13 protein-coding genes are annotated in these 15,422 nt (G+C 64.3%); 5 read left to right on the forward strand and 8 right to left on the reverse strand.

Translation table 11 applies throughout. The features are described from left to right. Positions 1 to 208 precede the first annotated feature (208 nt). The 5 genes from CDO81_RS00275 (at position 209) to CDO81_RS00295 (ending at position 5,264) form a co-directional block, all read left to right on the forward strand. Complete coding sequence (locus CDO81_RS00275; protein WP_088481178.1) at positions 209 to 1,255, forward strand: porin; 1,047 nt, start codon at positions 209 to 211, stop codon at positions 1,253 to 1,255. A 63-nt stretch (positions 1,256 to 1,318) separates the two neighbouring features. Continuing rightward, positions 1,319 to 1,765 carry a flagellar basal body rod protein FlgB gene (flgB, locus tag CDO81_RS00280; protein ID WP_088481179.1) on the forward strand — a complete coding sequence of 149 codons (447 nt, stop codon included), beginning with the start codon at positions 1,319 to 1,321 and terminating at the stop codon, positions 1,763 to 1,765. Between the two features lie 78 nt (positions 1,766 to 1,843). Next, on the forward strand, positions 1,844 to 2,920 hold the full coding sequence (locus tag CDO81_RS00285; RefSeq protein ID WP_088481180.1) for an ABC-three component system protein: 1,077 nt from the start codon (positions 1,844 to 1,846) through the stop codon (positions 2,918 to 2,920). After that, complete coding sequence (locus CDO81_RS00290) at positions 2,917 to 3,411, forward strand: ABC-three component system middle component 2 (RefSeq protein ID WP_088481181.1); 495 nt, start codon at positions 2,917 to 2,919, stop codon at positions 3,409 to 3,411. Before CDO81_RS00285 ends, CDO81_RS00290 begins: the two co-directional genes overlap by 4 nt. Next, positions 3,402 to 5,264 carry a hypothetical protein gene (locus CDO81_RS00295; RefSeq protein ID WP_158218119.1) on the forward strand — a complete coding sequence of 621 codons (1,863 nt, stop codon included), beginning with the start codon at positions 3,402 to 3,404 and terminating at the stop codon, positions 5,262 to 5,264. Before CDO81_RS00290 ends, CDO81_RS00295 begins: the two co-directional genes overlap by 10 nt. Positions 5,265 to 5,350: 86 nt before the next feature. Here CDO81_RS00295 and CDO81_RS00300 read toward each other — a convergent pair whose 3' ends face one another. From CDO81_RS00300 to CDO81_RS00335, 8 genes are all read right to left on the reverse strand, one after another. After that, positions 5,351 to 6,088 (reverse strand): ZIP family metal transporter, encoded by a 738-nt coding sequence (locus tag CDO81_RS00300; protein ID WP_088481183.1) that lies wholly within the window; start codon positions 6,086 to 6,088, stop codon positions 5,351 to 5,353. Continuing rightward, positions 6,085 to 6,525: a DUF6328 family protein gene (locus CDO81_RS00305; protein WP_241516792.1), complete on the reverse strand. Its 441-nt coding sequence runs from the start codon at positions 6,523 to 6,525 to the stop codon at positions 6,085 to 6,087. The genes CDO81_RS00300 and CDO81_RS00305 overlap by 4 nt, the downstream gene beginning before the upstream one ends. Positions 6,526 to 6,580: 55 nt before the next feature. Next, entirely contained in the window at positions 6,581 to 9,286 is a 2,706-nt protein-coding gene (locus CDO81_RS00310) for a heavy metal translocating P-type ATPase (RefSeq protein ID WP_088481185.1), read from the reverse strand. 162 nt (positions 9,287 to 9,448) lie between these two features. Further along, on the reverse strand, positions 9,449 to 9,811 hold the full coding sequence (gene czcI, locus CDO81_RS00315) for a cation efflux protein, CzcI family (protein ID WP_088481186.1): 363 nt from the start codon (positions 9,809 to 9,811) through the stop codon (positions 9,449 to 9,451). Between the two features lie 32 nt (positions 9,812 to 9,843). Further along, positions 9,844 to 10,035, reverse strand: coding sequence for a hypothetical protein (locus CDO81_RS00320; RefSeq protein ID WP_088481187.1), 192 nt, complete (start codon positions 10,033 to 10,035; stop codon positions 9,844 to 9,846). A 30-nt stretch (positions 10,036 to 10,065) separates the two neighbouring features. Continuing rightward, positions 10,066 to 11,457: a heavy metal sensor histidine kinase gene (locus CDO81_RS00325; RefSeq protein ID WP_088481188.1), complete on the reverse strand. Its 1,392-nt coding sequence runs from the start codon at positions 11,455 to 11,457 to the stop codon at positions 10,066 to 10,068. Further along, the gene (locus CDO81_RS00330; RefSeq protein WP_088481189.1) at positions 11,454 to 12,137 is read right to left on the reverse strand and encodes a heavy metal response regulator transcription factor; all 684 of its coding nucleotides are present in this window, start codon (positions 12,135 to 12,137) and stop codon (positions 11,454 to 11,456) included. Before CDO81_RS00330 ends, CDO81_RS00325 begins: the two co-directional genes overlap by 4 nt. 97 nt (positions 12,138 to 12,234) lie before the next feature. Beyond that, on the reverse strand, positions 12,235 to 15,414 hold the full coding sequence (locus tag CDO81_RS00335; protein WP_088481190.1) for a CusA/CzcA family heavy metal efflux RND transporter: 3,180 nt from the start codon (positions 15,412 to 15,414) through the stop codon (positions 12,235 to 12,237). Positions 15,415 to 15,422 lie beyond the last annotated feature (8 nt).

The raw sequence follows: 15,422 nt of genomic DNA on the forward strand, positions 1-15,422 counted from the left end.
ATGACAAGGGTGTGAATCGAAATCGCTCATTTCGCGCAAGTGCCCCCTGTCGATTCGAAGGCACAGCAACCCTGCCTTTGCGGCACCGCGCACCAGCACGCGCCCACCCAAACGGTCGAGATCATGGATTTCCCTAGGCAGCTTCCCTAGCCTGCGTAGCGCTGGGGGCGATCCAGATCCCCCGGTACCTACTGAATAGGAGAAGTACATGAAGAAGCCAGTCCTCTTGGCCTTGGCATGCAGCGCGATGGCGAGCACCGCTTTCGCGCAAACCTCGTCGGTCACGCTGTTCGGTGTCGCCGATGCGGCCGTCCGCCAGGTGAAGAACGGCAGCGCAGGCACGGTCAAGGGCGTCACTTCGGGCGCCAACACGACCAGCCGCCTGGGCGTTCGTGGCGTTGAACAACTTGGCGGCGGCCTGTCTGCCGGCTTCCATCTGGAATCGGGTGTCGAGCTCGACACCGGCGCGGCCAACGCCAGCAAGTTCTGGAACCGCCGCTCCACCGTCAGCCTGATGGGCGAGTTTGGTGAGATCCGCCTCGGCCGCGATACCACCCCGACGTACAACAACGCGCTCAACGACGAGTTCGGCATCGTCGGCGTGGGTTCGCGCGGTGTTTTCGTCTACGGCTCCAGCGCAGTGCTGGGCAGCGGTGCGACCACCGCCCAACGAACCGACAACGGCGTCAGCTACTTCCTGCCCAAGAACCTGGGCGGCTGGTTTGGTCAGGTGCATGTCGCCGCCGGCGAAGGCGTCGTGGGCAACAAGTACACAGGCGGCCGTCTCGGCTTCGAGAACAACACGTTCCTGGTCGGCGGTGCCATTGGCCAGACCGACGTTGGCAGCACCCAGCCGAAGTTCAAGAACTACAACCTGCTCTTCAACTACAAGTCGCCCTGGGGCACGTTGCACACCCTCGTCGACGTGAAGAAGTGGGGCCCGCGCAAGGCTCAGGAACTGTCGATTGGCGCCACCGTCCCGGTGACCCAAGCAGGTTCGTTCCGGGTCGGCTACACCACCGTCAATCGCTCCGGTGGCCCGGTCGGCTCTGGCTATGCCGACGCCGACGACAGCACCCGCGTGGCGCTGGGCTACGTGCACGAGATGTCCAAGCGGACGGCGCTCTACGGCACCTACGCCAACATCAGCAACAAGGGTGCGGCGCGCAGCTCGGTTCTGTACACGACGCCGACCGGCATGCGCGGTGGCGAGAGCTCGTCCGGCTTGGAAGTCGGCATGCGCCACAGCTTCTGATCACCAAGGCAACTGCGAGGGGATGCGCTTCGGCGCTCCCCTTTTTCTCCGGTGGAGGTGTCCATGTCTAACGCACTCCGTCCCACGCCCAGCACAGGCACGCCTTCGGCGGCGCCGGATGACGACTGGAAGGCCACGGCTCTGGTCTTCAGGGGTCAGCGTCAGGCGCTGATCGCCAGCAACATCGCCAACGCGGATACGCCGCACTACCAGGCACGCGACATCAGCTTCTCGGCGGCGCTTGAAGAAGCCAGTCGACCCAAACCTGCGGCGCCGATGGCAACCTCATCGCCCGGCCACATCGCGCCCGACCTGGTGGCGCCCCGCAGCACCCTGCAGTTCGCGGAGCACGCCCTGCCGTCCCAGACCAACCTCGACGGCAACACGGTGGACATGGACAGGGAACGAGCGTCCTTCCTGCAGAACTCCATCCTCCACCAACTCGCCGTGGCCTCGCTGGATGACGAGCTGAAGGAGTTCAAGATGGCGGTCTCCGATCCGCGCCGCTGACCCCGGCGTCCGGGCTAGCCCCCAGGCGCGAGCGCGCCGGCGTCCACGAGAATCGTCTGCCAGCGATGCTCTCCATCCATGCCGCAGAACTCAGGCAAAACCCGTACACCGCGAACGAACCAACTGGTCGCCAAGGGCGGCGTTATCCAGCCGTCGGCACAAGTCATCCTGCTGAATCCCGATCAGTGGGAAGAGTTCATCCTGGCCGCCACGCGCCAGCGGCTGCTGCCCAGTGGTTCACCCTACGCGAACGTCAAGCGCCTCGGCGGCGCAGGCGACGGGGGCCGCGACATCGAAGCCCGGTATGGCCAGGCCCTCGTGCGCGACGGTTGGGATCTGTACCAGGGCAAGCACTACGCCTCCGGACTGAAGCCCAGCGAGGCCTTCCCCGAGATGGCCAAGTTCTTCAAGCAACTGGCCTTGAAGACCTACCCCCGCCCGAAGCACTACTACTTCTGCTGCCCGCACGCGGTCGGCAACCTGCTGCACAACATGATGGCCGCCGGTGCGGCTACCTTCAAGGCCAACTTCCTGGCCGCCTGGAAGGGCGAAAACACGGGCATGCAAGGCATGGCCGCCGAGCTGACCCAAGACGTCCAGGCCGCGATCGACGACTTCGATTTCGACGATTTCATCGAATGTCCGGTGCATGACCTGCTGGCCTGGCACGCGCTCGACCGGACGGCCCACCACGAGATGTTCGGCATCGTGCCGAAGCGCGGCGATGATGCGCCGATGCCCGCCCAACCGGCCAAGCACGAGACCGTCTACGTCGACCAGCTGCTTCGCGTGTATTCCGAAGACAAGACGTCTCCTGTCACCCTCGCCGATCTGGCCGGCAGCGAGTACGAAGAGCACTTCGATTCGCATCGCCAGCTCTTCTACTGTGCTGAGGGCCTGCAGCGGTTCAGCCGCGACATCTACCCCACTGAGCATGAGTTCGAGCGGCTGCTCGACATGGTTCATGCAGGCGTCCGGCCGACGGTGGCCCAGATCCGGCACAAAACGGGCATGGCGCGCGTCGACGCGGCCGTGGAGAAGGCATCCACCCTGCAGGTTTCGGAAAGCTGCCTGTCACCCCAGCTCCGGCCGGGTGACCTGCCCGGCACCTGCCATCACCTCGCCAATGGCGGTAGGCTCAAGTGGGTCAAATGACGAAACCCAAGCCCATCGCCGCCTTCAATTCGCCGTTCGAGCTGGGCGTGCGGATGGTGTATCTGCTGAATTCCCTGCAGCCGGCCGGTGCCGACCTCCAGAAGCTCGTCCTGCTCGACTACGCCGTCGTCTACTCGGACGATCTGGGGGGGCCTCCCAGCCTTCACACGCCGGTGCCGTACCGTGGCAGCGAATACCTCAGCCGCCGCGATCTCATTGCCCAAGGCCTGTACCTCATGAGCACCCGCGGCCTGGTCGCCGTTTCCATGGACGAATGCGGTATCACCTACTTCGCTGGCGACAGCGCACGGAGCATGGTTGGCGCGCTGACGTCGCCCTACCTGCGTGAGCTGGAAAACCGGTGCCGGTGGGCAGCCGCCACCTTCGCAGCGCTCAGCTCGCGCGACTTGACCGATAGATTCGCTCAGGAAGGGCGGCTGTGGGGCGCCGAGTTCGAAGGCGCCAACGCGCGGGGGCATCAATGGCAATAACGCTGAAGCGCCTGTCCGTCCACGGCCCTGGCTTGCTGCCGGCCGTGGTCGCGTTCGACGACCGTCGCACCCTCATCCGCGGCCCCAGCGACACCGGCAAGTCGCACATCTGGGACTGCATGTGGTTCCTGCTCGGCGGCACGGCGCAACCTGAGCAATTCCCAAAGTCGGCGGGCTATGACTCCCTCGAGCTCGCCTTTCTCCATGGCGAGCACGAGTACCTGGTGCGCAAAGCCGTGTCGGGCGGAGGCGCACGCGTCTTCGTGCGAATGGATGACCTGTGGGTCGAGGACGGCGCGCCGAACCCGCTCGAAGAGGTTGCACAGGAACTCGGCGATCTGCTCGTCAAGCTGTCCGGTGCTGAGGGGAAAAAAGTGCTCCATGCACGCAGCAAGAAGGGCGCCGTCACCGGCGACGACCTGCGGCATTGGGCGTTGCTGGCGCAGCCCAGCATGATTGCCAAGGATCCGACCAAAGGCAAGGGCCATGGGTCGGACAAGCGCGTCTCTTCCTATGCGCTGTTCCTGAGCGGCCTCGACGACTCCGCGGTCGAGCTGTACAAAAGTAGCGCGGTGAAGGACCAGGCCAAAGGCAAGCTGGCGGTAGCCCAAGCTGAGCTGGCGCGCGTGCAGAAGCTGATTCCGGCCGATACGGACCGTGCAGCTGCCGTCAAGGCTCTCGCCCGAGTCGACGAGCGACTGGACATGTTCTCCTCGCAACTTCAGGCGCGATCCTCCGTGCTCAAAGATGTCCGCCAGCAGATCGCTGCGGAAGGAGCGGCTCTTGCCGAGGCGTCAACTGAACTCGCCGGCGCCACATCGATGCGCGAGCGATTCGCGTTGCTCGACCTGAAATATTCCAGCGATCTTGCCCGGCTGGGAGCGACGGACGAGGGCATTGCCTTCTTCCAGGCCTTGCCCGAGACGCCCTGCCCGCTCTGCGGCACGCCGGTGGAACAGCACGCCGATCCCGACAGCCTGAAGCCCCGTGCGCCTTCGAAATATCGCCGCGCCATTGCCGCCGAGGCGGAGAAGATTCGCGACCTGCGCCGTGGATTGCAGCCGTCCCTTGCCCACCAGCAGGCACGCCTGGCGACGGCTGCCGCGGATGTGAGCCGTCTGACGGTGTCGTTGAAGACTCTTGAGGAGCAGGAAGCTCTCCTCCTGCGAACCGCCGGCGAGGAGTTCGATACCGACCCTCGCGAACTGGCTGCGTCCCATACCCGCTTTTCGTCCCTGATCGATGCCTTCGACGAGGCTAGCCGATTGCAGGGTGACATCGCGCGCCTCGAGCAGGAAACGAAGCAGAAGAGGACCGCGCTCGTGCGCAACATCGGGCAACACGGCGCCGAGGTCGGTGAGGTTGCTCGCCAGATGCTCAACGATTGGGGCTTCACCGGCATCAAGTCGGTCTACGTTGACGCTGCGGCGTGCGATCTGATGATCGATGGGCGCCGTCGCCTGAGCTATGGCGCCGGCAAGCGGGGCATCTTCCTGTCTGCGATGTTCATCGCGCTGATGCAGCACGCATTGAAGGAAGGTCACCCCCACTTGGGCACCGTAGTGCTGGATTCGCCGCTGAAGGCTTATGCACAGAAGCAGTCGACGGACACTGACCGCGACGTCGCGATTGCGACGGTGAACGACCGCTTCTATAGCTGGTTGTCGCGTTTCGAGGGCCCTGGCCAAGTGATCGTCCTGGAAAACGAGGAAGTGGATGCCGCCATGGCCGCCGCCTTGAATGCCATCGAGTTCACCGACGATTACGCGCAAGGGCGCCAGGGGTTCTACCCTCCCCGGCCCACGATCGCGGCAGCCCCGCCCCCTCCTGCGCCGCTCGACGATCTCGCTTAGCTTCTGGCAGCCCGCCGTGCATGCGGAAGTGGCTACCTCGAACTGCCCCGACGCTCCTTCATTCGGCGCAGGCTACGGTCGTCAGATCAGACCATCATCTCGATCATCAGGAGCGCCAGGAACCCGACGAAGAACATGGACGTCAGAACGGGTGTTTCGTCGACCTCATGAGCCTCCGTCAACAACTCCTCCGTGACTAGATAGAGCAGCGCAGCCACACCAAAAGACAGCACGCCGTCCAGCACGATAGGACTGGCGCTGGCCAGGAAGTAAGCCCCAATGCCTGCGCCGGCCATGAGCAGCACAGCAAAGGTGATGGTCGTGGCCAACACCAACCGACGCGCGTTTAGCCCTCGAACTGCAGCTGCGGTTGCCACGCCGAGGAATAGCACCTCGAGCGTCATCGCGATCGTGATCAGCAAGCCCTGCCGCTCCCCGGCAGCAAAGCTCACGCCAATCAACAGCCCATCCAGGGCGATATCGAGCGCTGAGGCCAGCAACAGGCTCGTGGGTAGCGCGGAAGGCGCGGTCTTCTCCTCGCGCTCCTCGAGCCGGCGCGCCAGCGCCTTGAGGAGGAGCATGGCAATCACACCCAGCGCGAAGCCACCCAGAGTCACCCACGGCAACCGACGGTGAACGACGTCGGGAAGAAGCTCAGTTGCCAACGCTGCGAAAAGCACGCCGGCGGCAACGTGCTGAACGGCGCTCTGCACCTTCGGGCCTGGCGTGCGCACTGCCGCCACGACACCGCCCACGATCACTGCCGCCGCAGGCACTGCGGCAAACATCATCACGCCGGCAAGCGATATCGGCTGGGCGCTCATGCGGACTGCTTTCGGTTCCAGGTCAGCGGCACCAGCAACCACATCAGGCCGATGAGCGTTCCGATGACGGCCGCTGCGACGTTGCCAACGGTGTGCCCCAGCACCTCAGACAGCACGAACTGCGTCGCCAGGACCAACGCGATCGCTAAAAGTGCTGCGCCGACCAGCATCTGCCTGCTCGCCCTCGCCTTGAAATCCGCCCGCCTTCGCAAGGGCCGCATCAGCCGGTGCTGGACAGCCGGCGCCGTGAACAGCACCAGGGCCGCCACCGAGAGCATGAACGTGGCCAGGAAGACGTTCTTCTCAGCCTGGACGATGCTCTTGAATCCCGGTGCGAACGGAACGGCGATCAGGAAGGCGGACAGCAGCTGGGCGGTGGGTAGCAGTACCCGCAGCTCTCCCAACATGTCTGTCAGGTCGCCGTCGTCATCGTCCATGGCCTGAACCGTCGGTGTCGGACGATTCTGTTGATCCTCGGGTCTCATGGCAGCCTCAGCCCTTCGCCTCGGCGGGCTTCCCAGCGTCAGCCGCCTTCGCGCTCTTGTCGAAGGGCTTGTAGGCCAGCAACCGCAATGCGTTGAACACCACGAGCAGCGTCGACCCCTCGTGGAAGATCACGGCGGTTCCGATGCTCAGGCCGAGGATGGTCGAAGGAATCAGCACCGCAACGACGCCCAGGCTCACCCACAGGTTCTGCTTGATCACGCGACTCGTGCTGCGAGACAGGCCTACCGCGAATGGAAGCTGCGCCAGGTCGTCTGCCATCAGCGCAACGTCGGCCGTTTCCAGCGCAACGTCGGAGCCGGCTGCACCCATGGCGATGCCCACGGTCGCGTTGGCCATGGCCGGTGCATCGTTGACGCCGTCTCCCACCATCGCGACCTTCCCGTGCTCGGTCCGGAGCTTCTTGATCTCCTCAACCTTCTGCTCTGGCATCAGGTCGCCCCGAGCCTCGGTCAGACCGACCGTCTGGGCTACTGCTTCGGCCACCTTCTGGTTGTCACCAGAGATCATGATCATGCGCTCGATGCCCAGCTTGCGCAGCTCGGCCATGACCTCTCCCGCCACGGGCCGCGGCGTGTCCATCACTCCGATCACGCCCAGGAACTGGCTGCCCTTGCGAACGATCATGGTGGTCCGCCCGTCGGCCACGAGCTTCTTGTTCGCCTCGTCGACATCCGTGGGTACGTTGGAGTCGGGCAGCTCGGTGAACAACACCGGCTTACCGATGTGCACGGTCTCGCCGCTGAGCTGCGCCTGCACACCCCGTCCCGTGATGCTCTTGACCTCAGACGCCTGCAGCAAGTTGGCCTTGTCTCCCAGACGCTCCTTGGCACCCGTCACGATGGCGGCCGCGAGCGGGTGGTCGCTGTGCTCTTCCACCGCAAGCGCCACTGCCAGCAATTCCTCCTCAGGCACCCCCTGCGCAGGCACGACGTCGGTCAGCTTCGGCTTGCCCTCGGTCAGGGTGCCGGTCTTGTCGAAGGCGATGGACGTCAGCGTGCCCAGGTTCTCCAGCGGGCCGCCACCCTTGACCAGCACACCGCCGCGTGCCGCGCGCGCCACGCCGCTCAAAACGGCGCTGGGCACGGAGATCGCCAAAGCGCAGGGGCTTGCAGCCACCAGCACGGCCATTGCCCGATAGAACGTCTGCGAGAACGGCTCGTCGATGACGAAGCCTGCGCAGAGCAACAGGCCAACCAGCAACAGCACTGATGGCACAAAGATCCGCTCGAACTTCTCGGTGAACTGCTGAGTCGGTGACCGCTGTGCCTCCGCCTCTGTCACCATCTTGATGACGCGCGCCATCGTCGATTGGTCGGACTTGCGCGCCACCATCACGTCCATTGCGCCAGCGCCATTGATCGTGCCGGCGAAGACTCGGTTCTCCGCGGCGACTCGCTCGAAGTTGCCGATGGCCGTCTTGCCGTCTTCCACAGGTCGCTTGTCGACCGGCACGCTTTCACCGGTGACCGGCGCCTGGTTGACGCTCGAAGTTCCCACCACGACCACGCCGTCCGCGGGGAGGCGCTCGTTAGGCTTCACGACGACGACATCACCCACCTGCAGCTTGTCCAGAGCTACCACTTCGGTTCCGGAGTCGCGTCGGACTGTGGCCGTTTCCGGCGCGAGCTTGGCCAACGCCTCGATCGCGCGCCGCGCCCGTCCCATGGCGTAATGCTCCAACGAGTGACCCATGCTGAACAGGAACAGCAGCAGAGCGCCTTCAGCCCACGAACCCAGGGCGGCGGCGCCGGCCGCGGCGACAAGCATGAGGGTGTCGATCTCGAATCGCTTGGCGCGCAGGTTCTCGATCGCTTCCTTGACCGTGTAATACCCGCCGAAGAAATACGCGAGTACGTAGCACGCCGTCGGTAGCCAATCGGGTCCCGTGCCTGCGCGGCCGATCAGCCAGCCGGCCAAGAGGGCCATGCCCGACAAACTGGCAAAGATCAGCTCTGTCTTTTCACCGAACAGCCCGCCGTGTTCATGGCTGTGCTCGCCGCCCTCCCCCTCCTTGTCGTGGGAATGGCCGGCATGCCCTTTCTCATCGTGCTTGTGCGCAACCTTGCCCTTTTCCTCGCCGGCATGGTCATGGCTGGCCTTCGGGTCGTGGTCATGGTCGCTGTGGTCGTGTCCCGCGTGCTCATCGTTGGCAGCCTTGTCCGCAGATTCGCCCGGTTCTGGCGCGGCAGCGACGGGTTGGCTGGTCGTTTTGCGAACCGGGGCTTTCGATGCGCCTTTGTCGCCGTCGATCGTGATGTCAAGCGAAGTCAGACGCTGGTTCAGTTTGGCCTCGTCGATGCGCGTCCGATCAAACTCAATGCGCACCACGCCGCCGGGCGAAACGTCCGCCTCGATGACACCCTCCAAAGCCCGGAGCTGTTCAGCGAGCCGCTGGGCAAATCGCGCGTGCATGGGCAGGTTGACCCGTCCCAGAATATGCGCGAACCGATCCGTGAGTTCGAGCCCTTCAGACTCGACCAGCTCGCGAACGCGGCCTAGCGAGATCACGTTGGGGTCGTAGTGCACGCATAACTGGGGCTTGCCCTCGGCAACGCCAGTGACGTGGGCGGCATCGATGCCAGGTCGACCGGCCAGCTTGTCCTGCAGGCGCTTCACGCAGGGATCGTCGGTGCCGTGGATGTCCGGCAGCACCAACGGGAGATCCAGCCGCAGCTTCTGGTTCTTGCTCATGAACGGCGTCGCTTTCTTGGAAGGCGGCGGCCAGCAGTTGGGGTGAGGTTGTGCTGGCTGCCTGCTGATCGGACTCGCTTTGGCCAGCGGCCATGGAGTCCATCGGTATCGCCGGCTGAACGTTTCCGGCGGCCTACCCGTCGCTTGCGCGCCGGGCTCAGATCAAGTCAGCGATGCCCATTTGGGCCGGTCAATGGTGGGTACCAGCAACCTGGAGTGCGCTCCCCGAACGGTCGTGACCGGCTGAGCGATCTGGTCGACCCTGGGAAGAGTCTGAGCGTCCGACATCACAGTGCCGCCACTCATGTGGCAAGCAATGCAGTCGGCGTCATCGGCGCCGCCCTGCTGGCTCTTGTCGGCCGAGGCGTCGGAGGTCTTGGCAAACTTGCCTGCGTGCTTGTGCGCGTGGTGTCCAAAATGGCTCACCTCCGTGCCCTGCTCGTGCTGACAGTATCCAGCGGCCGCCCCCCAGACGAACTGGAAAGGCAGCACTGCGAGCAAGAAGGTCAGGAGAGCTTTGCGCACCGAATGATCCTAGCAGTGGCCTGTGTAGGAGGTCACCGCTTTTGGCGTGCCCGACGGCGCTTGTCACGACGCTCCTCGCGCCGCTGTTCCTTCTTGGCGCGGTCCTGGCGAAGGAAGTAGATCAGCAGCAGCAAGGAAATGACGATGACCGCAACGGAGGTGCCGAAGATGTAGGTCGCCAACCCCGGATGCCGCTCACGCAAGTGCTCAAACAAGTTCAACATGGCGGCCTCCTTTCCAAGGTGTGTTTAAGGTCATGACGGCCTCCCCGACGCGGCAGGGGCCGCCACCGCCTTCGCGTCAGACGCACCAGGGTCCTCCAGCGTGAAGCGGATGTACGTACCTTGATCCGTTGACTCCGCGATGGCGGTCCCACCGTGCATGCGTGCAATGGCTGCGACGATGGACAGTCCCAAACCGTGGTTTCGGTCGGCATTTGTTCGTGACGGATCGACGCGGTAGAACCGGTCGAACAGACGCGGCAGATGCTCGGCCGGGATGACCGGCCCCTGGTTGTGCACCCCGATCGAAACGTGCCGAGGATCGACTCGCGCAATGCGCACCTCGATCAGGGAGCCACGGGTGGCATAGCGCGACGCATTGCTCAGCAGGTTGGACATCGCCCGCCGAACCAGGCCGGCGTCTACCGCTGCGCGTGCATCTCCACGCACCTCCACGCGCAGTTCGGCCTCTTCCAGGACGAACTCGTGAAAGTCCGCGACTTCCGCTGCGAGGTCGGCAATGCTCATTGGAAAGGATCGGCGCGCAGGTGTTCCGCGTTCAGCGCTCGATAGAAAGAGCATGTCCGCCACGATGGTCGCGATCCGTCGCAGCTCCTCAAGGTTGGAGGAGAGCGTGTCATGCAGTTCAGCCGCAGATCGAGGCCGCCTGAGGGCCACTTCGCAGCTGCCGATCAGGATTGAAAGCGGATTGTTCAGTTCGTGCGCGACGTCGGCATTGAATGCCCCCATCTGCTGGTACGCGACTTGTAGTCGGTCCAACAGCGCATTGAACTGCAGGAGCAGCGACTGGACTTCCTCAGGCTGGCCCGCCGCATCCAGCCGCTGATCAAGGCGGCTCGCATCGAGCTCGGAGGTCCGACGCGCCAACGCATTCAGTGGCGCCAGCCCTCTCTTCACCAGTACGAAGCCTGTCGCCGAGACCGCAAAAGTCCCCAGGATGGAGGCGGTCAGCAGCGTCCACCACAGGCGGCTCAGCAGTGATTCATCCTTACTGACGTCGTAGATGAGTTCCGCCTGCCCTGCCCCGCCCAGCTCCGTCGGTAGCTGAACCGGGAAGCTCAGCCGCTTGCTCATCGAATCAGGGCGCTTGGGATCGTCCTTCTCGAAGACAGCGGCACGGTTCTCCTGCCGAACCACCAGTGACAGATCGTCATGACCGGCCAGGAAATCACTCATCAGGTGCTTGATGCCCGGGATGTCATGGACTTCCTGCCCCTCCTTGAGAAGTCGCTGGACCGCGATCCGCTTCTTGACCAGGGTGTCGTCCTGGCGAGCGGACAGCGTGAGCGAGATCACCAGGTAGACCGCGCCGCAGACCAGGCTCAGGCCGACCATGGTTTGCAGGGCAAACTGGCGCGACAACCGCGCTCGAAGGCTCGGTGCTTGGATGCTCGACACATTCATGGCCGTTCCTCCAGCACGTACCCCACGCCGCGCACGGTGTGGAGCAGCGGTTTCTCGAAGGGCTGGTCCAACTTCGCCCGCAAGCGACGGATTGCCACCTCGACGACGTTGGTCTCGCTGTCGAAGTTCATGTCCCAGACCTGGGCCGCAATTTCCGTACGCGAGAGCACATGGGTCTTGCGCCGCAGCAGCAAGATCAGCAGGCTGAACTCCTTGGGTGTGAGCTCCAGGCGCTGACCTGCCCGGGTCGCCTTGCGGCGCACCGTGTCGACCTCGAGATCGGCCACCTTCATGACCAGCGTTTCCGTGTCATTCCGGTGCACGCTTCCCCGACGCAGGAGCACCTGGACGCGCGCGACCAGCTCCGAGAAGGCAAATGGCTTGATCAGGTAGTCGTCCGCCCCACTCTGCAGGCCGCGCACCCGATCCTCGATCTGGCCGCGCGCGGTCAGCATGAGGACCGGAACCGACCGCGTATGACGCAAAGCCGAGAGGACCGCCAGCCCATCGATGCCCGGAAGCATCCAATCCAGGATGACAAGGTCGTACTCGTTCACGGACGCCATGTGGAGTCCGTCGACGCCGGTGTGAGCTACCTCGACTTGGTAGCCCTCCTCGGTCAGTCCTTTGCGCAGGTAAGCGGCCGCCTTGACTTCGTCTTCGACGACCAGGATTTTCATGAGGCCCTGCGGCCTTGCGGCCGCCCTCCATGCCAGAGGCTCAGGTCCGCGAAACACCGGCCTTGCGGCCGGTGCGCCGCGCAATGCGGCAGTGCGTTCATGCAAGCACCTCCTGATCCGGCTTGGCGCGCGGCGCAGGCGCGTCTTCCTCGTCATCCTTGCGGTGGGCGATGCGATACAGCACCGGCAGCACCAACAAGGTCAGTGCCGTCGAAGACAAGATGCCGCCGATCACGACCGTGGCCAACGGACGCTGCACCTCGGCGCCCGTGCCGGTAGCGATCGCCATGGGCACGAAGCCCAGCGATGCGACCAGCGCGGTCATCAAGACCGGTCGCAACCGGGTGATGGCGCCTTCGAAGATGGCCTCGTCCAGGCTACGACCCGACTCCCGCAGGTTGCGGATGAAGGAGATCATCACCAGGCCGTTCAGCACCGCCACGCCGGATAGCGCGATGAAGCCGACTGCCGCGGAGATGGACATCGGAATGTCCCGCAACCACAGAGCCACGATGCCGCCCGTCAGCGCGAACGGGATGCCGGTGAACACCAGCAAGCCGTCCTTGGCATTGCCGAACATCACGAACAGCAGCGTGAAGACCAGCAGCAGGGACACCGGCACGACGATCTTCAGGCGATTCGTCGCCGACTGCAGGTTCTCGAACTGGCCGCCCCAGGTCATCCAGTAGCCCGTGGGCAGCTTGACCTGTTGCTGGATGGCCTGCTCGGCCTCAGCGACGAAGGTGCCGATGTCGCGGCCGCGCACGTTGGCGCTGACCACCACGCGGCGCTTGCCGTTCTCGCGGCTCACCTGGTTGGGACCAGGTGACAGCGACAGATCGGCCACCTCGCTCAGCGGGATGAACTTCCGGGCGCTGCTGGTGCCGCTCGCAGGCAGAGGCACCGGCAGGCGCTTGATGGCCTCCAGGTCCGAGCGCACGTTCTCGGGCACGCGAACGATGATGTCGAAGCGACGGTCACCCTCGAACATCGTGCCGCCTTCCTTGCCGCCGACGGCGGTGGCCAGCGTGTCCTGCACGTCCTGGACGTTCAGGCCATAGCGCGCCGTCTTCTCCCGGTCGATCTGCACGCTCAGCATCGGCAGGCCAGTGGTCTGCTCGATGTTGACCTCGGTCGCGCCGGAAATGCCCTTCAGCACCGCAGCGATACGGCCAGCGGCGTTGTTCATGACGTCCATGTCGTCACCGAACACCTTGACGGCCACGTCGGAGCGCACGCCGGAGATCAGCTCGTTGAACCGCAGCTGGATGGGCTGCGAGAACTCGTAGTTCTGGCCCGGCATCTTCTCTACCTCGGCCTTGACCAGAGCGGCCAGTTCGTCACGCGTCTTGCGCGGCTCCGGCCATTCGGACACGGGCTTCAGCATCACGTAGGCATCCGAGATGTTGGGCGGCATGGGGTCGGACGCGATTTCCGCGGTACCGGTACGGGCGAACACACGCTCGATTTCCGGGAACTTGGTCTTCAGCGTCGATTCCAGTTGCTGCTGCATCGCAACCGACTGCGACAGGCTGGTGCCCGGGATCCGCAAAGTCTGAATGGAGAAGTCGCCTTCATTCAAGCTCGGCACGAACTCGCTGCCCATGCGGGTTGCAAGCAGGCCGGACAGGAACACCGTGACCAGCGCGAAGGTGATGACCAGCGGCTTGGCGTTCATGACACGCTTCAGCGCCGGCTCATAGGCGCGGCGCGCCCAGCCCATCAGGAAGTTTTCCTTCTCGGCGACCTTCTCGCCGATGAACAGCGCGACGGCTGCCGGCACGAAGGTCATCGACAGGATCATGGCGCCCACCAGCGCGATCACGACCGTGAACGCCATCGGGTGGAACATCTTCCCTTCGACGCCAGCCAGCGCAAAGATCGGCAGGTAGACGATCATGATGATCAGCTGCCCGAACAGCAGCGGACGCCGGGCCTCCTGCGACGCCAGGAACACCTCGTGGAAGCGTTCTGAGCGCGTCAGCGACCTCCCCTTGTGCTCCTGTGCATGCGCCAGGCGGCGTACGCAGTTCTCGACGATCACGACCGCGCCGTCGATGATGATCCCGAAGTCCAAGGCTCCGAGGCTCATCAGGTTCGCACTGACCTTTTGGTTCACCATGCCCGTGAACGTGAAGAGCATGGACAGCGGGATCACCATCGCGGTCAGCAGCGCCGCACGGATGTTGCCGAGGAACAGGAAGAGGATGACGATCACCAGGATCGCGCCCTCCATCAGGTTCTTCTTGACCGTGCCGATGGCTTTGTCGACCAGGGTCGTGCGGTCGTAGACCGTGACGGCGTGGATGCCGGCCGGGAGGTTCTTGTTGATCTCAGCCATCTTCTTGTCGACGGCCTGGGAAACGGTGCGGCTGTTCTCGCCGATCAGCATGAAGACGGTGCCCAGCACCACTTCTTTGCCGTTGTCGGTCGCCGCACCCGTGCGCAGTTCGCGGCCGAGCTCGACGCTGGCCACATCCTTGATGCGGACCGGCACGCTGCCCTCGTTGCGCAGGACCACGTTGCCGATGTCGGCGATGGAGCGGACCTGGCCCGGGGCGCGGATCAGGTACTGCTCGCCGCGGCGCTCGATGTAGCCGGCGCCCACGTTGGCGTTGTTGCGTTCCAGCGCGTTGACGACGTCCGCCAGCGTGATGCCATAGGAAGCCAGACGGCTCGGATCGGGAGCAACGTGGTACTCCTTGGCATAGCCACCGATGGTGTTGATCTCGGTGACACCGGTCACGTTGCGCAACTGGGGCTTGATGACCCAGTCCTGGATCTCGCGCAGGTCGGTGGCCGTGTAAGGCTCGCCGTTGGGCTTCTTTGCCCCCGGCTGCGACTCGACCGTCCACAGGTAGATCTCACCGAGGCCGGTGGAGATGGGACCGATGTTCGGCTCCACACCGGCCGGCATCTGACCGCGAGCGCTTTGGATGCGCTCATTGACCAGCTGGCGGGCGAAGTAGATGTCGGTGCCTTCCTTGAAGATCACCGTGACCTGGGACAGGCCGTAGCGCGACAGCGAGCGGGTCTGTTCAAGGCCGGGCAAGCCCGCCATGACCGTTTCGATCGGGTAGGTCACGCGCTGCTCGGTTTCGAGCGGCGAGTAGCCGGGCGCCTTGGTATTGATCTGGACCTGGACGTTGGTGATGTCGGGGACCGCGTCGATGGGCAGCTTCTGGTAGCTGAAGACGCCCAGCGCGGCCATGCCGAGCACAGCCAACATGACGAGCCATCGATGCTCGATGGCAAAACGAATGATGCGTTCAAACATGTGGACGC

This window comes from Roseateles puraquae (assembly GCF_002205845.1).
GTDB lineage: Bacteria > Pseudomonadota > Gammaproteobacteria > Burkholderiales > Burkholderiaceae_C > Pelomonas > Pelomonas puraquae.